Source organism: Pseudomonas sp. AC242 (assembly GCF_979258655.1).
On sequence record NZ_OZ409873.1, the window covers coordinates 4,037,514 to 4,054,331 of the forward strand.

Genomic DNA, 16,818 nt, shown 5'->3' on the forward strand with positions numbered 1-16,818 from the left:
AACAGAGGTTAAACTGTTGGCACGACGGCTGCTTTATCTGTTCTATAGAAGAACATTCGGAGCCACGCCCCATGAACAGCACTCTTTTGCTTGCGAACGCAATTGCTCTAGTGGTTTTGGTGAGCTCCCAATTTATCCCCGAGAGTTCCGCACCAGAGCCATTGGTTCAGCGTATACCACATTACCTGCAGGTACAGAGAACGCCGCAACTGGCGGTGCTGAGCGATCAGGTCAACCCCCCCTCACAAGCCGTCAGTATTTCCGGGCAGACGCTGCCAGCACTGACTTCAGAACATCTGGTTTTTTGAAATATCTTCAGGAGTACAAAATGTCCAAATCAGCTGCAGGATTTCTGATCCTCGCTTTATTGAGCGGCGTTGTGCATTTATCGTTGTTCGAGGGTACCGAAATCACCCTGCCACTGGTTGGCTGCGGTGTGTTTACAGTGCTGTTTGTGCTTGCAATGGCTGCCGGACGGAAAATCAAATTTGATCCGGTTTTACGTTGATCCCGATCAGGCGCAGAAGATCATTGACGGCCTCCGCCAGATTTCCGGAATTATCGATGTGATATACCGGCCCATCACTTGACCTGCGATCCTTGAACAACGCATTGCGAGCCAGTCGTTCTTCAATCTGCTCAAGCGTCTCTCGACCACGTCTGAGCAGACGTTCTCGCAAAACTTCATTCCTGACCGTAAGCAAAACCGGCAGCAGCGCCGGATAGCGCTCCAATGCCTGGCGCAGATTGGCGCGGGAACCGTTGACCAACACATGCTGACCAGCTTTCAGTCGCTGATCCATTTCCACCGTAATTCCATAGGCAAGACCATTGGCGCGCCAGGCCAGCGAGAAGTCGCCAGCGCGCTCGCGTCGCTCGAACTCCTCCGGTGTCACCCCAATGGCATCCTCTCCTACCGATTCAGCGGATCGCGTGATCACCCGACGCATCACCTCGCAGTTCAACGCACGCAATGGCACCCGCGCAGCTTCAATCAAACTGTCCTTTCCCGAACCGGACGGCCCCATCAAATAAATTAGCTTGCCATCCATCCTGAAAACACCCTCCAGCAGGGTATGCCACTAGTAAATCGGCAATTTGCCACTATCCTGTACAGGTAAGGAACAAGGATTTAGAACCCGCATAGAATGCACGTTCTGATGCCTTCGGACATCAATTGATGTGCGGCAGGAACCGAACAAGGATGCGGACAGTGGCGAAGATTTCAAACCAGTCCGCATTTCTGATAATTGGTGCTGGCATTACGCCTTTACCCAGCTCAATATTTGTCACAGAATTGACGCCAATGATCTGGCAATTTTGAGGCATGATGCGGGCCTCTTAACAATTCAGGTTGAACCATTTGGCGCGGATGCTTGTCCTACCACACATCCTGCGGCCAATCCCGAGAACCGCTCCCCTGAACTAACCGGTTAAATATATGCGCCCATTGAAACAGGCAATTTATTCCAGCCGTACGGCTGACAAGTTCGTCGTACGTCTGCCAGACGGAATGCGGGAACGCATTGCCGAGGTGGCTCGCAATCATCATCGCAGCATGAACTCCGAAATCATTGCGCGCCTTGAGCAGAGTCTTATTCAGGAAGGTGCACTGGGCGAAGAGCTGAGCATGCGCCTGGACAGCCCGGAGCTGTCGTTGCACGAGCGCGAGCTGTTGCAACGTTTCCGCCAGCTGTCTCACCGTCAACAAAATGCTCTGGTGTCCTTGATTGCCCACGATGCAGAAATGGCAGCAGACGCGTCCTGAGCCATACCGAACATCTCAAGCCAGCTTAATTGCTGGCTTTTTTTCGCGCGGATTTTGGGTAATCGCAGGCACAAAAAAGCCCGCCAATTGGCGGGCTGTTTCAATGCTGCCGGTTAGAGCAGGAAGATTGTCGCCAACCCCAGGAATATGAAGAAGCCACCACTGTCGGTCATCGCAGTGATCATCACGCTGGCTCCCATTGCCGGATCTCGCCCCATCTTCGCCAGGGTCATAGGGATCAAAACGCCCATCAATGCAGCCAGTAACAGGTTAAGTGTCATTGCCGCGGTCATTACCACGCCCAGGGACCAACTCCCGTAGAGCAGATAGGCAACAACACCGATCACACCTCCCCAGACCAAGCCATTGATCAAGCCTACCGCCAACTCCTTGCGCATCAGGCGCGAAGTATTACCGGTACTGACCTGATCGAGCGCCATGGCGCGAACGATCATGGTGATCGTCTGGTTACCGGAATTACCACCAATACCCGCCACGATCGGCATGAGTGCCGCCAGTGCTACCAGCTTCTCAATCGAACCCTCGAACAGACCGATCACTCGCGACGCGACAAACGCAGTGATCAAGTTGATCGCCAGCCACGCCCAACGGTTACGCAGAGACTTCCATACCGAAGCGAAGATATCCTCCTCTTCACGCAGACCGGCCATGTTGAGGACTTCGTTCTCGCTTTCCTCACGAATCAGATCGACCATTTCGTCGATCGTCAGACGGCCGATCAACTTGCCGTTCTTATCGACTACCGGGGCGGAGATCAAGTCGTAACGCTCGAAGGCCTGTGCGGCGTCGTAGGCATCTTCGTCCGGGTGGAAGCTCACCGGATCACTGGCCATCACCTCGGCAACTTGTTTGTCCGGGTCATTGACCAAAAGGCGCTTGATCGGCAGTACACCCTTGAGCACACCATCGTAATCAACGACAAAGAGCTTGTCGGTATGACCTGGAAGCTCTTTGAGGCGACGCAGATAGCGCAGAACCACTTCGAGACTGACATCCTCACGGATAGTCACCATCTCGAAGTCCATCAACGCACCGACCTGCTCCTCGTCGTAAGACAGGGCCGACCGCACGCATTCACGTTGCTGGTTATCCAGACTCTCCATCAGCTCGTGGACGACGTCTCGCGGCAGCTCGGAAGCCAGGTCAGCAAGTTCGTCGGCGTCCATGTCCTTGGCCGCGGCCAGGAGCTCGTGATCGTCCATGTCGGCGATCAGCGTTTCACGAACAGAGTCGGATACTTCGAGAAGGATATCGCCGTCGCGATCAGCCTTGACCAATTGCCAGAGCGTCAGACGATCGTCCAGCGGCAAGGCTTCAAGGATGTAGGCGACGTCGGCAGAGTGCAGATCATCAAGCTTGCGTTGCAGCTCGACGAGATTTTGTCGATGAACCAGGTTTTCGACGCGATCGTGATGCGCGCCTTCCTGGCGATGAGTCAGGTCTTCGACGACGCGCTGACGCTGCAGCAACTCGACAACCTGAGCCAGGCGATCCTGCAGGCTTTCTTGTGTTTTCTTTACTTCGATTTCAGACATAGGCGAACTCCACTCCCAGCAGCGGGGCACGCCGGAAGGATCAATCAGTCAGTTCATGATTGGTGAAACGGGGTACTGAGTAACTACTGGGTAAGTCCATGGAGGTTTTCCACAAGCCCCGGCGGGGCTGACGGGCGCAATGATACACCGCCTGACGGTTTAAAACGTTAAAAAATCGCGGTCGAAACAAGCGCTTGCGAAACAATCCTGAGCACTGTCCTGATCCCTGCACATGCGACGACTCATCCTGAAAAGAAAACACACCGGCACTGGAAAATGTAGCGACTACCCTTGAGCGTAGATCGTCATGGAGGACGTCGAATGCCATTGAAACCATCCCACCTTGTACTCACCAGCCTGTTCTGCCTGCCGCCGACCGGGGCCGCCCTCACCCTCCATCGCTGCGAAGCCGCCGATGGCAGCATCACCTTCACCTCGATGAGCTGTGCGCAAGGTGAACGGCGCTCGGCACAGGAAGTTCACCCCTACTCGCCCGGATCAGTTGTGGCCGTGATGCCAGAACACAACCATAAAGAAACTTTCGGCATGACAACCGCAGGCCGAGAACCGGGCATCGTTGGCCACACTGAAGACAAATGCGGAAATCTGATCGACGCGAGACAACGTCGCGAAGCGATCATCAATCGCCGAGTCATTGCCGGCATGAGTCAGCAAGACGTCGAAAGCGCGTTAGGCAAACCGGACAAGGTGAATATTCGAACATCGGCGACCAGCTATCGCTATGACCTCAAGCGAGGCCGTTCGGCTCAAATAGATTTTGATGAGAGGGGATGCGTGAAGGCAAAAACCAAATCCCGGACAGCAAAAAGCCCGCGTTAAACGCGGGCTTTTCGGTATATGGTGCACTCGACAGGATTCGAACCTGTGACCGCTCGGTTCGTAGCCGAGTACTCTATCCAGCTGAGCTACGAGTGCAATTTGTGTTTTTAGACCAGACCACAACTGGCTGAAACCAAGTTATTCACATTGCTGCAACTAACTCTTAAATGGTGCACTCGACAGGATTCGAACCTGTGACCGCTCGGTTCGTAGCCGAGTACTCTATCCAGCTGAGCTACGAGTGCATTTGTGTTTTTAGACCAGATCACATCTGGTTGAAGCCGAGCTATTTACATTGCTGTAACTAACTCTTAAATGGTGCACTCGACAGGATTCGAACCTGTGACCGCTCGGTTCGTAGCCGAGTACTCTATCCAGCTGAGCTACGAGTGCATTTGTTGCGCCGCATTATAGCCCGTCTAATCTCTATTCCAACCACTTTTTCTATTAATTTCAACAACTTACAGAAAAAGCCAGATTACGACGTACTAAGCAAATAATGGCGGAGAACGGGGGATTCGAACCCCCGACACCCTTTTGAGGTGTACTCCCTTAGCAGGGGAGCGCCTTCGGCCACTCGGCCAGCTCTCCGCAACACGGGGCGTATCTTAACCAACCTTTTCCCCGTTTGCAAACATAAAAATCGATAAAAATTAATGGCTTGGTTCTTCGTCCTTCTCTTTCTTTATACGCAGGTAAATTTCCTCACGGTGCACGGCAACCTCTTTCGGGGCATTGACGCCGATACGCACTTGATTTCCTTTAACGCCGAGCACGGTCACGGTGATTTCGCCATCACCGATAATCAGGCTTTCTGCGCACCGACGAGTCAGAATCAGCATACCTTTCTCCTTACGCAATTCAGTTCAGGGACAACAGTCTGCAAAAAAAAGGCACCCGACCTACAACCGGAGCGATCGTAGCCCTACATGCCTGAGTATTGACCAGCGCGAGCAAAAGAACAGTTCAGGGCTCGCGCCATTCAAAAAATAAAGGGCGCGGTCAGACCGCGCCCTTCAAGAAACGGAATTACTCGCCTTGACGGGCCGGAGCATCCAGTTCGAAAGCCGTGTGCAGGGCGCGCACAGCCAGTTCCAGGTACTTCTCTTCAATCACCACGGAAACCTTGATTTCCGAAGTCGAGATCATCTGGATGTTGATGCTTTCTTTCGCCAGGGATTCGAACATGCGGCTGGCCACGCCTGCGTGGGAACGCATGCCGACGCCGACGATAGAGACCTTGGCAATCTTGGTGTCGCCAACCACTTCACGGGCACCGATCTCACGAGCGGTGTTTTCCAGCACGGTCTGTGCGGCCTGGTAGTCGTTGCGGTGCACGGTGAAGGTGAAGTCGGTGGTGTTATCGTGCGCAACGTTCTGCACGATCATGTCGACTTCGATGTTCGCGGCACTGATCGGGCCGAGAATCTTGAACGCCACGCCCGGGGTGTCTGGCACGCCACGGATGGTCAGCTTGGCTTCATCGCGGTTGAAAGCGATGCCGGAAATGATCGGCTGTTCCATGGTTTCCTCTTCATCAATAGTAATGAGGGTGCCCGGACCCTCCTTGAAGCTGTGCAGTACGCGCAGCGGAACGTTGTACTTGCCGGCGAATTCCACCGCACGGATCTGCAACACCTTGGAACCGAGGCTGGCCATTTCCAGCATCTCTTCAAAGGTGATCTTGTCCAGGCGCTGAGCGACCGGCACAACGCGCGGGTCGGTGGTGTAGACACCATCCACGTCGGTGTAGATCTGGCACTCGTCAGCCTTCAACGCGGCAGCCAAAGCCACGCCGGTCGTGTCGGAACCGCCACGACCAAGGGTGGTGATGTTGCCGTGCTCGTCGACGCCCTGGAAACCGGCGACAACCACCACGCGACCTGCTTTCAGATCACCGCGAATCTTTTGGTCATCAATCTGCAAGATACGCGCTTTATTGTGCGCACTGTCGGTCAGGATCCGCACCTGATTACCGGTGTACGACACCGCCGGCACACCGCGCTTGATCAGCGCCATCGCCAGCAGAGCAATCGTCACCTGCTCACCGGTGGAAACAATCACGTCCAGCTCACGCGGAACCGGTTGAGTGTCGCCACTGATTTGCTTGGCCAGATCGATCAGACGGTTGGTTTCGCCGCTCATTGCAGACAGCACAACCACCAGGTCATCGCCGGCATCGCGGAATTTCTTAACCTTGTCGGCGACCTGCTCGATTCTCTCGACGGTACCGACCGAGGTGCCTCCAAATTTCTGTACGATCAAAGCCATTTCAAAGCCGCCTCTGCCCATGAAGGGCGCCCAATAATCACTCGAACAGCCGCCGGGCCCGCCACTAGACTGCGGGCCCGACGGGCCGTCTTATAAACCCTGCTCGACGAATGGAACGGTCAGCGCCAGTGCGCCATCCAGTGCGCCGGCGTCGACACCGCCGCCCTGCGCCATATCCGGACGACCACCGCCCTTCCCGCCCACTGCCGCAGCAGCCTGCTTCATCAAATCACCGGCTTTGAGTTGGCCAGTCAGGTCCTTGGTTACACCTGCAACCAGTACGACCTTTTCCTCATGGACACTGCCGAGCAGGATCACTGCGCGACCGAGTTTGTTCTTCAACTGATCAACCAGCGCCAGCAGCGCCTTGGCGTCCTGACCATCCAGACGTGCAGCCAGAACCTTCACGCCTTTGACGTCCAGCGCCGAGGAAGACAGATCGTCGCCCGCAGCACTGGCAGCCTTGGCTTGCAACTGCTCGAGTTGCTTCTCCAGTTGGCGATTGCGCTCCAGCACAGCCGACAGCTTGTCGATCAGGTTGTCGCGGCTGCCCTTGACCAGGCTGGCCGCTTCCTTGAGTTGTTCTTCTGCCGCGTTCAAGTAAGCCAGTGCTTGCGCACCGGTAACTGCCTCGATACGACGTACACCCGAAGCCACACCGCCTTCGCTGATGATTTTCAGCAGGCCGATGTCGCCGGTACGGTTGGCGTGGATACCGCCGCACAGCTCGACGGAGAAATCGCCGCCCATGCTCAGCACACGCACGTTGTCGCCGTACTTCTCGCCAAACAGCGCCATGGCGCCTTTGTTCTTCGCGGTTTCGATGTCGGTTTCTTCGGTTTCAACGGCTGAGTTCTTGCGAATTTCGGCGTTGACGATGTCTTCCAGCGCTTTAATTTGCTCAGGCTTGATCGCTTCAAAGTGGCTGAAGTCGAAACGCAGACGCTGGCTATCCACCAACGAACCTTTCTGCTGAACGTGCTCGCCCAGCACCTGACGCAAAGCAGCGTGCAGCAAGTGCGTGGCCGAGTGGTTCAGCGAGGTAGCGTGACGCACCTCGGCATCGACATGAGTTTCCACTGGCGCGCCGATGGTCAGGCTGCCCGAATCCAGTACACCGTGGTGCAGGAATGCGCCGCCAGTCTTGGTGGTGTCGCGAACGTCGAAACGTGCGCTGCCCGCCTGCAGATAACCGCAGTCGCCGATCTGGCCGCCGGATTCAGCGTAGAACGGCGTCTGGTTCAGCACGATCACCGCCTCTTCGCCTTCATTCAAGACGTCGACCGACTGGCCATCTTTATAGATAGCAACGATTTTTGCCGAACCGCTGGTGTCTTTGTAACCGGTGAACTCGGTGGCCACATCAACCTTGACCAAGGTGTTGTAGTCCAGACCGAACGAGCTGGCCGAACGCGCACGAACACGCTGGGCTTCCATCTCACGCTCAAAACCGGCTTCGTCGACTGTCAGGCTGCGCTCGCGGGCGATGTCGGCGGTCAGGTCCATCGGGAAACCGTAGGTGTCGTAGAGTTTGAAGACTACGTCGCCCGGCACCACGGTGCCTTTGAGTTCCAGCAGATCCTGCTCGAGAATCTTCAGGCCGTGCTCAAGCGTCTTGGAGAACTGCTCTTCCTCGGCCTTGAGCACGCGCTCAATGTTGCTCTGCTGCTTCTTCAGTTCCGGGAAGGCTTCGCCCATCTCGGCAACCAGCGCCGCGACGATCTTGTAGAAGAAGCTGCCGGTGGCGCCCAGCTTGTTACCGTGACGGCAGGCGCGACGGATGATCCGGCGCAGCACATAACCGCGACCCTCGTTGGACGGCAGCACGCCGTCGGCGATCAGGAAGCCGCACGAACGAATGTGGTCGGACACTACTTTCAGCGACGACTGATCGCCGTTTTCGCAACCGATCGCTTCAGCCGAGGCCTTCAGCAGGTTCTTGAACAGGTCAATGTCGTAGTTGGAATTGACGTGCTGCATCACCGCACTGATCCGCTCCAGACCCATGCCGGTGTCGACCGACGGCGCTGGCAACGGATGCAACACGCCATCGGCGGTGCGGTTGAACTGCATGAACACGTTGTTCCAGATTTCGATGTAACGGTCACCGTCTTCTTCCGGCGAGCCCGGTGGGCCGCCCCAGATGTGGTCGCCGTGATCGTAGAAAATCTCGGTGCACGGGCCGCACGGGCCGGTATCGCCCATGGTCCAGAAGTTGTCGGAAGCGTACGGCGCGCCTTTGTTGTCGCCGATGCGGATCATGCGCTCGACCGGCACACCGATTTCTTTGGTCCAGATGTCATACGCTTCGTCGTCGGAGGCGTAGACGGTGACCCAGAGTTTTTCCTTCGGCAGTTGCAGAACGCCGGTCAGGAAGGTCCACGCGTAGGTAATCGCGTCCTTCTTGAAATAGTCACCGAAGCTGAAGTTACCGAGCATTTCAAAGAATGTGTGGTGACGAGCGGTATAACCGACGTTTTCCAGGTCGCTGTTCTTGCCACCGGCACGCACGCACTTCTGGCTGCTGGTCGCACGGGTGTACGCACGTTTTTCCTGGCCCAGGAAGCAGTCCTTGAACTGGTTCATCCCCGCGTTAGTGAACAGCAGGGTTGGGTCGTTGCCCGGAATCAAAGAGCTGGAGGCTACACGGGTGTGGCCTTGCTCTTCGAAGAAGCGAAGGAAGGCTTCACGGATTTCTGCGCTTTTCATTAGGTTCTTCCACGGAGGCTGCGGCCAAAGGCCTGTTCGAAACGTCAACAGACGAAGCGACGGCAAAGGGCCGCATTATATCGGCCCTGCGCGCGGGGTACAGCGTGTTTATACGATAGAAACGGTCAATTGGACGGCTAACGCTGTCACTTGCGCGAAAACTCGACGAATGTCGCGATCACTTGCTCGATTTGCGAGCGATTGACGTCCATGTGCGTGACCATACGCAGGCGTGCGGCGGCGCTCAACTTGATCCCGCGTTCGGCAGCAAAGGCCTTGATCGCTTCGGCTTTGTCGCCCATTTGCACATAAACCATGTTGGTTTGCACCGGTTCGACGATGAAACCTGCTTCACGCAGACCGTCGGCCAGCAGTTGCGCATTGGCGTGGTCGTCGGCCAGACGCTCGACGTTGTGATCCAGCGCGTACAGCCCCGCCGCTGCCAGCAACCCGGACTGACGCATGCCACCGCCGACCATTTTGCGCAGACGGCGAGCCTTGCCGATCAACTCGGCCGAACCGCACAACACCGAACCCACCGGCGCGCCGAGCCCTTTGGACAAGCACACCGACACTGAGTCGAAATGCTGGGTGATTTCCCGGGCATCAACACCCAGCTTGACCGCCGCGTTGTACAGGCGCGCGCCGTCGAGGTGCAGTTGCAAGCCTTTTTCCTGAGTGAAGCGGCGTGCGCGGGCCAGGTACTCCAGCGGCAGCACTTTGCCCTGCATGGTGTTTTCCAGCGCCAGCAAACGAGTCCGGGCGAAATGGAAGTCGTCCGGTTTGATCGCGGCGGCGACTTGATCCAGATCCAGTGAACCATCGGCTTGCACTTCCAGCGGCTGCGGCTGGATCGAACCGAGCACCGCCGCGCCACCGCCCTCGTATTTGTAGGTGTGCGCCTGCTGGCCAACGACGTATTCGTCGCCGCGCTCGCAGTGCGCCATCAAACCCAGCAGGTTGCTCATGGTGCCGGTCGGCACAAATAAAGCGGCGGCAAAACCCAAGCGTTGGGCCAATTCGGCTTCCAGGCGATTGACCGTCGGATCTTCGCCGTACACGTCATCACCGGTGTCCGCCGCAGTCATCGCGTCGAGCATGGCGGGAGTCGGTTGGGTGACAGTGTCGCTGCGAAGATCGATAACGCTCATGAACCTGGCCTCAAATCAGCAGGGGAAATCCCTTTACGAAGTGGAATTACTGCGGTCATCGCGTGGATTAATCAAGCCTTGGGCAAGGAAAAGTCGTTTCGAGCCTGCAAAAAATTCGATGACAATCATCAGAAAGGCGCAATGCACAGACACACAATCTGTGTTAAAAACGCTGCGCCGCCCCAGAAAGGGCGGCAAAAACGTTCTCAGGGCGGGGTGCAATTCCCCACCGGCGGTAATTGCGCGCAATGCGCATAGCCCGCGAGCGCTTGGCGACGAACACGACTTCGGTTGAGATCGGCGGCAAGGTCAGCAGACCCGGTGTGATTCCGGGGCCGACGGTCATAGTCCGGATGAAGAGAGAACGGGATTAACGCCAAAGGGCCGTCCGCGCGATGATGTTGTGCGTGTGCGCACCCTTGAATCCCTTTCGATTCATAACGCCCTGTTTTTCACACAAACAGGAGTCAGAACATGCAACCCACCGCTATCGACAGCAAAAGCAAACACCCTCACGGCGAGCGCGTCGCGTTCATCCAGGCCTGCTGGCACAAGGAAATCGTCGACCAGAGCCGAAAAGGCTTCGTCGCCGAAATGATTGCCCTGGGTTATCAGGAGTCGGACATCGATATCTTCGAAGTCGGCGGCGCCTTTGAAATGCCCCTGCACGCCAAGTTGCTGGCCAAAACCGGCCGTTATGCCGGCATCGTCGCCGCTGCTCTGGTGGTTGACGGCGGCATCTACCGTCACGAGTTCGTCGCCCAGTCGGTGGTCAGCGGCCTGATGCAGGTGCAACTGGAAACCGAAGTGCCGGTATTCTCGGTGTCGCTGACCCCGCATCACTTCCATGCCGGCGACGAGCATCAGAAGTTCTTCTTCGAGCACTTTGTGCACAAGGGTCAGGAAGCAGCGCGGACTTGCGCGGATACGCTGCGCAAGGTTCGCGCACTGCGCCGTACAGAGCCGCATGCTGTAGCCGTCTAAGCCTCCAACGATCGTTCCCATGCTCTGCGTGGGAATGCCTCAATGGACCGCTCTGCGTCCGCTTTGGGACGCGGAGCGTCCCGGGCTGCATTCCCACGCGGAGCGTGGGAACGATCATCACGTCAGGCGAGGTTTTCGTCGGTGGTCGGGACGATCAGGATGCCTGCGCGCAAGCCGTTCTTGACCTTGGGATTAGGGAAGATGATGCGTGCGCCCTCCTCCTCAATGATCCAGCGGGTATTGGCCAGATCCTCGGCCAGCACGTAACCCACCTCCAACTCTGAAAAGTTTTCGATGTCCTGCGGCAGGTTCAGGCGGAACGCATCGCTGTGCTTGATGATTTCTCGCGCGACGCTGAACAGTTGCAAACCATCCAGCCCTGGTTCAGCCATCTCCGGCTCAGTGCCTTCGATGATCTGCTTCAGACGGGTTTCCAGCAGCGAGACGTTAACCCCGTCGTTCTGCCCGAATGGCCGCGCCTTGCCCAGTTCCAGCGTAAACGCCTCGGCACCGAGCTTGTCGTAGGTGTAGGAGCTGAAGACGATCGACGGTTTGTTCTGCAACAGCACCGCTTCCATCCCGGCAGCACGCAGACGTGCCAGCTCCAGACGCGAATGCTGGCGACCTTCTTTCCACGGATAGAGTGCGAACTGTTCGATCTTCGAACCGCGAATCGCCGTGTGCAGGTCGTAGTGCAGGCGCTGGCGATCCGGCAGGCTGAAGAAACTCGCCGCCAGACGTTCCAGCTCACAAGCTCGCAGCGCTTCCGAACCACTGCTTTGTTCATGGCGGCCGTTGAACAGCCGATTGACGTCCTGCTCGACGAAACGCTCGCCTTTGCGAATCGCTTCCGGGTTGCCGAACAGGAACAGAATGCGTGCGCGCGGCTTCAAATCGCCGCGAGCGATGTCGTGCAGCAACCGATCAAGCAGCTCGATCGGCGCTGTTTCGTTGCCGTGGATGCCTGCCGAAAGCAGCAGATCCAGGCCATTGTCGCGCGCTTCGGGTGGCCGGACTTCCAGCGCACCTTCGCTCAACCAGCGCATACGCACGCCTTCGACAGTCAGTTGAGTCTTCTCCGCCGGTTCGCGGCCGGCGAGGGTCAGTTCAAGCAGTTTGCCGAGGGCGAGCATAGAGCGGTTTCCTTAGTGGTCGTGGTTGCAATCCGGGCCGTGCACGTGGTCTTCGTCGTCGCCGACGTCGGCCGGTTCCATTTCCAGTTGCAGACTTACCAGATTAGTCGCCAATGGGCGCAGCAGCAGGTTGGCGTACTCGGCGTCACCTTCTTCAACGTCCACGCCGATCAGCAGTTGGCCACGGCCGTCCTGCTGGATCCACAGCTCTTTGCCTTGCCACATGACCGCGACGCGGGTGCAGGAGGTCTCCAGTTGCGTGCCGTCGGTGTCTTCAAGGATCAGCTGCAGGGAATCGCTCATGTTTTTACTCTCTAGGTGAGACAAGCCGGGCGCCGCGTTCAGGCGACGCGCTGGCCATCAATTGATCTGGAATGGATAAACCGCGCCCAGTTTAAGGATTTGCGTCAGTTCATCCAGTGCCGTCCGGCATTCAAGCAGCAATTGCGGATCCGCCAGATCGGTTTCGCTCAGGCGGTCGCGGTAGTGCTTTTCAACCCATGCGGTCAACGAACCGTACAACGGTGGCGTCATGATAACCCCTGGATTGACCGCCGCCAGTTCGGTTTCGTTAAGCGCGACGCGCAGACGCAGGCACGCCGGGCCACCGCCGTTCTGCATGCTTTGCTTGAGATCGAAGACTTTCACTTCGCGGATCAGGCCGCCGGAACTGGTCAGTTCTTGCAGGTAAGTCCAGACGCGTTCGTTGGCCTGGCACTCTTGCGGCACGATCAGCAACATCGAGCCATCAGGACGCGACAGCAACTGGCTGTTGAACAGGTACGAGCGCACCGCGTCATCTACGGTGACCGCCGAACGCGGCACACACACAGACTGGAAGTTGCCGCCGGCTTTGGCGAATTTGCTTTGCAGCTCGGCCAGCATCGAGTCGGTGTCGAGGAACGCGTCCTCGTGATAGAACAGCACCTCGCCGTTACCCACCGCGATCACGTCGTTATGGAACACGCCCTGATCGATCACGTTCGGGTTCTGTTGGGCGTAGACCACACCTTCGTCACGCAGCCCGTGCAGACGCGCAACCGCTTGCGACGCTTCGAGGGTTTGACGGGCCGGGTACTTCTGCGGCGCCGGGAAACGGTTGTCGAACGCGCTGCGACCGAATACGAAGAACTCGACGCCGGCCTCGCCATACTCACGGCAGAAACGCGTGTGGTTGGCCGCGCCCTCGTCACCGAACTGTGCCACCGCCGGCAGAGCGGCGTGATGAGCGAAGTGCTGCTGATTGGCGAACATCGCACCGAGCACGCGGCTGGTGGTCGGGTGCTCGATGCTGCGGTGGTATTTGCAGTTGAGGTTGGCGGCGGTGAAATGCACGCGACCGTCTGCGGTGTCGGCGCTCGGGCTGACGGTGGCAGCGTTGGCCACCCACATGCTCGATGCCGAGCAACTGGCGACCAGCAGCGGCATGGCTTCCTTGGCGGCGCGCTCGATCACTTGCGCGTCAGTGCCGCTGAAACCCAGACGGCGCAAAGCGGCCACGTCCGGACGTTCCTGTGGCGCCAGCACGCCTTGCTGAAAGCCCATTTCCATCAGCGCTTTCATCTTCGCCAGACCTTGCAGCGCCGCTTCCTTCGGGTTCGAAGATTGCTGGCTGTTGCTCTGGGAGGCAACGTTGCCGTAGGACAGACCACCGTAGTTATGGGTCGGCCCCACTAGACCGTCAAAATTGACTTCATAGGATTTCATCAGCGAGGCTCCACGAGAATCTGTTGTTATAGGCTTCAGTAACTATTCTTTAACACCGCGGTGCGGCCATCGCTGGCAAGCCAGCTCCCACAGTGACCGCGTCGTACACAAAATGTGTGGACGCCTCCGCCCCTGTGGGAGCTGGCTTGCCAGCGATTGGGCATCACGCCATTTTCACGCCAGGCGTCAGGGCGGCAGGCAACACCAGACTTGGGGTTTCCAGCGACGCCACCGGATACGCGCAGTAATCCGCTGCGTAATAGGCGCTGGCGCGATGGTTGCCCGAGGCACCGACACCGCCAAACGGCGCGCTGCTCGCCGCACCGGTCAGTTGTTTGTTCCAGTTGACGATACCGGCACGGCTTTCCAGCCAGAACTGCTGATAACGTGCTTCGGAATCCGACAGCAAACCGGCGGCCAGACCATAAGCAGTGTCATTCGCCTCAGCGATCGCCGCTTCAAAATCAACGTAGCGAATCACTTGCAACAACGGGCCGAACAATTCTTCGTCCGGACGCTCGGCAACAGCGCTCACATCGAGAATGCCCGGGGTCAGCAGCGCGGCTTGTGCCTGCGGCTGCGTCATTGCCAGCAACGACACGGCGCCGTTAGCCAACAGATGTTCTTGAGCGTCCATCAGCGCTTTCGCCGCGCCGAGGGAAATCACTGAGCCCATGAACGGCGCCGGTTGCTGATCGAATGCACCGACCTCAATCGTCGAGCTGACTTCAACCAAACGCTTGAGCAGGCTGTCGCCCCAGGCGCCTTGCGGTACCAGCAAGCGGCGCGCACACGTGCAACGCTGACCGGCAGAAATGAACGCCGACTGAATGATCGTGTAAACAGCCGCATCGAGATCGGCGACCTGGTCGACCACCAACGGGTTGTTGCCGCCCATTTCCAACGCCAGAATCTTGTCCGGACGCCCGGCAAATTGCTGATGCAGATGATTGCCGGTGCGGCTCGAACCGGTGAAAAACAGACCATCGATGCCCGGATTCGCCGCCAGCGCGATACCGGTTTCGCGAGCGCCTTGCAGCAGGTTCAAAACGCCTGCCGGCAGGCCGGCTTCGATCCAGCACTTGACTGTCAGCTCGGCGACTTTCGGGGTCAGTTCGCTTGGCTTGAACAGCACGCTGTTACCCGCCAGCAGCGCCGGAACGATGTGACCGTTCGGCAGGTGACCGGGGAAGTTGTAAGGACCGAACACCGCGACCACACCGTGCGGCTTGTGGCGCAGTACGGCGGTGGCGTCGCCCAACGGGCCGCTCTTCTCGCCGGTACGCTCGCGGTAGCTCTGCACCGAGATCGCGATCTTGTTGACCATGCTGGTGACTTCGGTCGCGGCTTCCCACAACGGCTTACCGGTTTCCTCACCGATGGTGCGGGCCAGTTCGTCAGCGTGGCTTTTCAGCGCGGCGGCGAACGCCTCCAGCACAGTGATGCGCTCGTCCAGCGAACGCCGCGCCCAGCCCGGAAACGCCTGACGTGCAGCCTGCACCGCCGACTCGACTTGAGCGGTGGTTGCGCCCTCCCCCGACCACAGCACTTGCTGAGTCACCGGGTTCAGCGATTGAAAAGCTTCGCCCTGACCGGCCAGCCACTCACCTGCGATGTATAGCGAATTCATTATTTCGACTCCCGTGCAGCGGACAACGCCACGGCGCGCACTTGATCGCCAGCGTTGAGTTGAAGACGTTTGGCGGTCTGCGGATCGACCACCAGGGTGCCGGCAGCCAGACGCGCCGGCGCAGCAGTGATGCGGCAGTCTTCGCGTTTGCGGTTATGGATGATGAACGGCGTGGCGTCTTCGCCCGGTGTGCCAACAGCCAGCACCAGCGCTTCACTGTCACGCACCGCGCGGATCTTGCCGGTTTCGCATTCGATGGCCGGGCCGGCGTCGAAGATGTCGACGTAACCCTGATAGCTGAACCCTTCGCCCTTGAGCATCGCCAGGGCCGGCTCGGTGTCCGGGTGCACCTGACCGATGACGTTACGTGCGCCTTCGGACAGAAAGCAGGTGTACAGCGGAAATTTCGGCATCAGCTCGGCGATGAAAGCTTTATTGCCGACACCAGTCAGGTAATCGGCCTGGCTGAATTCCATTTTGAAGAAGTGCCGACCGAGGCTTTCCCAGAATGGCGAACGACCGGCGTCATCGGAGACACCGCGCATTTCGGCGATGATCTTGTTGCCGAACAGTTCCGGGAACTCAGCGATGAACAGCATCCGCGCCTTCGACAGCATGCGACCGTTAAGACCGCTGCGGTAATCGGCGTGCAGGAACAACGAGCACAGCTCGGAATTGCCGGTCAGGTCGTTAGCCAGAAACAGCGTCGGAATCTCGCGATAGATGTTCAGCTCTTGCGAAGCACTGACGGTCAGGCCGACACGGAAGTTGTACCAAGGCTCACGCATACCGACCGCACCGGCAATGGCGGAAATCCCCACCACGCGGCCGTCATCGTCTTCGAGCACGAACAGGTAGTCCGCATCACCACGACCGGCTTCACCGCGAAAGGTCTTCTCGGCCCAGCCGACCCGGTGGGCCAGACGCTCTTCGTTGGCCGGCAACGTGGTGAGGCCGGTGCCGGTGCTGCGGGCCAGGTCGATCAGAGCGGATAAATCGCTGCTGCGTACGGGACGAACAATCATGCTATCTCCTCAAACGGGCCGCCTTCGCCACCCGTGAAACTCGC

At 58.1% G+C, this 16,818-nt stretch carries 16 protein-coding genes, 4 tRNA genes and 1 riboswitch; of the genes, 5 read left to right on the forward strand and 15 right to left on the reverse strand.

Annotation, left to right across the window (positions count from 1 at the left end; all coding sequences use genetic code 11):
- Positions 1 to 71: 71 nt before the first annotated feature.
- Together ACZZ0A_RS18110 and ACZZ0A_RS18115 are read left to right on the forward strand one after the other, a co-directional pair.
- The gene (locus tag ACZZ0A_RS18110) at positions 72 to 308 is read left to right on the forward strand and encodes a hypothetical protein (protein WP_463543536.1); all 237 of its coding nucleotides are present in this window, start codon (positions 72 to 74) and stop codon (positions 306 to 308) included.
- 20 nt (positions 309 to 328) lie between these two features.
- Positions 329 to 508 (forward strand): PA3371 family protein, encoded by a 180-nt coding sequence (locus ACZZ0A_RS18115; protein WP_463543537.1) that lies wholly within the window; start codon positions 329 to 331, stop codon positions 506 to 508.
- Here the strand turns inward: ACZZ0A_RS18115 and phnN are convergent.
- On the reverse strand, positions 483 to 1,052 hold the full coding sequence (gene phnN, locus ACZZ0A_RS18120; RefSeq protein ID WP_095112209.1) for a phosphonate metabolism protein/1,5-bisphosphokinase (PRPP-forming) PhnN: 570 nt from the start codon (positions 1,050 to 1,052) through the stop codon (positions 483 to 485). The genes ACZZ0A_RS18115 and phnN overlap by 26 nt on opposite strands.
- Before the next feature lie 389 nt (positions 1,053 to 1,441).
- Between phnN and ACZZ0A_RS18125 the strand changes: the two genes are divergently transcribed.
- Positions 1,442 to 1,768 carry an Arc family DNA-binding protein gene (locus ACZZ0A_RS18125; RefSeq protein ID WP_003178899.1) on the forward strand — a complete coding sequence of 109 codons (327 nt, stop codon included), beginning with the start codon at positions 1,442 to 1,444 and terminating at the stop codon, positions 1,766 to 1,768.
- Between the two features lie 113 nt (positions 1,769 to 1,881).
- Here ACZZ0A_RS18125 and mgtE read toward each other — a convergent pair whose 3' ends face one another.
- Positions 1,882 to 3,324 (reverse strand): magnesium transporter, encoded by a 1,443-nt coding sequence (gene mgtE, locus ACZZ0A_RS18130; RefSeq protein ID WP_463543538.1) that lies wholly within the window; start codon positions 3,322 to 3,324, stop codon positions 1,882 to 1,884.
- A gap of 321 nt (positions 3,325 to 3,645) precedes the next feature.
- Between mgtE and ACZZ0A_RS18135 the strand changes: the two genes are divergently transcribed.
- Entirely contained in the window at positions 3,646 to 4,164 is a 519-nt protein-coding gene (locus ACZZ0A_RS18135; protein ID WP_414915538.1) for a cell envelope protein SmpA, read from the forward strand.
- A gap of 19 nt (positions 4,165 to 4,183) precedes the next feature.
- Here ACZZ0A_RS18135 and ACZZ0A_RS18140 read toward each other — a convergent pair.
- The 8 genes from ACZZ0A_RS18140 to ltaE form a co-directional block, all read right to left on the reverse strand.
- A tRNA-Arg gene (locus tag ACZZ0A_RS18140) sits at positions 4,184 to 4,260 on the reverse strand.
- A 72-nt stretch (positions 4,261 to 4,332) separates the two neighbouring features.
- Positions 4,333 to 4,409: transfer RNA gene (locus tag ACZZ0A_RS18145), tRNA-Arg, on the reverse strand.
- A 71-nt stretch (positions 4,410 to 4,480) separates the two neighbouring features.
- Positions 4,481 to 4,557 (reverse strand) — tRNA-Arg (locus ACZZ0A_RS18150).
- A 107-nt stretch (positions 4,558 to 4,664) separates the two neighbouring features.
- Positions 4,665 to 4,755: transfer RNA gene (locus ACZZ0A_RS18155), tRNA-Ser, on the reverse strand.
- 62 nt (positions 4,756 to 4,817) lie between these two features.
- Positions 4,818 to 5,006, reverse strand: coding sequence for a carbon storage regulator CsrA (gene csrA, locus ACZZ0A_RS18160; RefSeq protein WP_002554426.1), 189 nt, complete (start codon positions 5,004 to 5,006; stop codon positions 4,818 to 4,820).
- 187 nt (positions 5,007 to 5,193) lie between these two features.
- Positions 5,194 to 6,435: an aspartate kinase gene (locus ACZZ0A_RS18165; protein WP_007919332.1), complete on the reverse strand. Its 1,242-nt coding sequence runs from the start codon at positions 6,433 to 6,435 to the stop codon at positions 5,194 to 5,196.
- Positions 6,436 to 6,525: 90 nt separating this feature from the next.
- Positions 6,526 to 9,144, reverse strand: coding sequence for an alanine--tRNA ligase (gene alaS, locus ACZZ0A_RS18170; RefSeq protein ID WP_007919333.1), 2,619 nt, complete (start codon positions 9,142 to 9,144; stop codon positions 6,526 to 6,528).
- Positions 9,145 to 9,290: 146 nt separating this feature from the next.
- The gene (ltaE, locus tag ACZZ0A_RS18175; RefSeq protein WP_095112211.1) at positions 9,291 to 10,295 is read right to left on the reverse strand and encodes a low-specificity L-threonine aldolase; all 1,005 of its coding nucleotides are present in this window, start codon (positions 10,293 to 10,295) and stop codon (positions 9,291 to 9,293) included.
- Positions 10,296 to 10,493: 198 nt separating this feature from the next.
- Positions 10,494 to 10,665, forward strand: a riboswitch (FMN riboswitch).
- A 104-nt stretch (positions 10,666 to 10,769) separates the two neighbouring features.
- Here ltaE and ACZZ0A_RS18180 point away from each other — a divergent pair.
- Complete coding sequence (locus ACZZ0A_RS18180; RefSeq protein ID WP_007919335.1) at positions 10,770 to 11,279, forward strand: 6,7-dimethyl-8-ribityllumazine synthase; 510 nt, start codon at positions 10,770 to 10,772, stop codon at positions 11,277 to 11,279.
- Between the two features lie 122 nt (positions 11,280 to 11,401).
- On the opposite strand, the gene astE is transcribed toward ACZZ0A_RS18180, so the two are convergent.
- The 5 genes from astE to astA form a co-directional block, all read right to left on the reverse strand.
- The gene (gene astE, locus ACZZ0A_RS18185) at positions 11,402 to 12,412 is read right to left on the reverse strand and encodes a succinylglutamate desuccinylase (RefSeq protein ID WP_123376415.1); all 1,011 of its coding nucleotides are present in this window, start codon (positions 12,410 to 12,412) and stop codon (positions 11,402 to 11,404) included.
- 12 nt (positions 12,413 to 12,424) lie between these two features.
- Positions 12,425 to 12,715: a hypothetical protein gene (locus ACZZ0A_RS18190; protein ID WP_007919345.1), complete on the reverse strand. Its 291-nt coding sequence runs from the start codon at positions 12,713 to 12,715 to the stop codon at positions 12,425 to 12,427.
- A 57-nt stretch (positions 12,716 to 12,772) separates the two neighbouring features.
- Entirely contained in the window at positions 12,773 to 14,119 is a 1,347-nt protein-coding gene (gene astB, locus ACZZ0A_RS18195; protein WP_463543539.1) for an N-succinylarginine dihydrolase, read from the reverse strand.
- Between the two features lie 163 nt (positions 14,120 to 14,282).
- Positions 14,283 to 15,752 carry a succinylglutamate-semialdehyde dehydrogenase gene (gene astD / locus ACZZ0A_RS18200; protein ID WP_176472305.1) on the reverse strand — a complete coding sequence of 490 codons (1,470 nt, stop codon included), beginning with the start codon at positions 15,750 to 15,752 and terminating at the stop codon, positions 14,283 to 14,285.
- Positions 15,749 to 16,774: an arginine N-succinyltransferase gene (gene astA / locus ACZZ0A_RS18205; RefSeq protein WP_007919351.1), complete on the reverse strand. Its 1,026-nt coding sequence runs from the start codon at positions 16,772 to 16,774 to the stop codon at positions 15,749 to 15,751. The genes astD and astA overlap by 4 nt, the downstream gene beginning before the upstream one ends.
- Positions 16,775 to 16,818: the final 44 nt, after the last annotated feature.

Bases quoted from the DNA above. Each gene is read 5' to 3' on its own strand.
- ACZZ0A_RS18110 (WP_463543536.1), top strand. From the start codon at position 72: ATGAACAGCACTCTTTTGCTTGCGAACGCAATTGCTCTAGTGGTTTTG.
- csrA (WP_002554426.1), bottom strand. From the start codon at position 5,006: ATGCTGATTCTGACTCGTCGGTGCGCAGAAAGCCTGATTATCGGTGAT.
- ACZZ0A_RS18115 (WP_463543537.1), top strand. From the start codon at position 329: ATGTCCAAATCAGCTGCAGGATTTCTGATCCTCGCTTTATTGAGCGGC.
- astE (WP_123376415.1), bottom strand. From the start codon at position 12,412: ATGCTCGCCCTCGGCAAACTGCTTGAACTGACCCTCGCCGGCCGCGAA.
- phnN (WP_095112209.1), bottom strand. From the start codon at position 1,052: ATGGATGGCAAGCTAATTTATTTGATGGGGCCGTCCGGTTCGGGAAAG.
- mgtE (WP_463543538.1), bottom strand. From the start codon at position 3,324: ATGTCTGAAATCGAAGTAAAGAAAACACAAGAAAGCCTGCAGGATCGC.
- ACZZ0A_RS18165 (WP_007919332.1), bottom strand. From the start codon at position 6,435: ATGGCTTTGATCGTACAGAAATTTGGAGGCACCTCGGTCGGTACCGTC.
- ltaE (WP_095112211.1), bottom strand. From the start codon at position 10,295: ATGAGCGTTATCGATCTTCGCAGCGACACTGTCACCCAACCGACTCCC.
- ACZZ0A_RS18135 (WP_414915538.1), top strand. From the start codon at position 3,646: ATGCCATTGAAACCATCCCACCTTGTACTCACCAGCCTGTTCTGCCTG.
- astB (WP_463543539.1), bottom strand. From the start codon at position 14,119: ATGAAATCCTATGAAGTCAATTTTGACGGTCTAGTGGGGCCGACCCAT.
- alaS (WP_007919333.1), bottom strand. From the start codon at position 9,144: ATGAAAAGCGCAGAAATCCGTGAAGCCTTCCTTCGCTTCTTCGAAGAG.
- ACZZ0A_RS18180 (WP_007919335.1), top strand. From the start codon at position 10,770: ATGCAACCCACCGCTATCGACAGCAAAAGCAAACACCCTCACGGCGAG.
- ACZZ0A_RS18125 (WP_003178899.1), top strand. From the start codon at position 1,442: ATGCGCCCATTGAAACAGGCAATTTATTCCAGCCGTACGGCTGACAAG.
- ACZZ0A_RS18190 (WP_007919345.1), bottom strand. From the start codon at position 12,715: ATGAGCGATTCCCTGCAGCTGATCCTTGAAGACACCGACGGCACGCAA.
- astA (WP_007919351.1), bottom strand. From the start codon at position 16,774: ATGATTGTTCGTCCCGTACGCAGCAGCGATTTATCCGCTCTGATCGAC.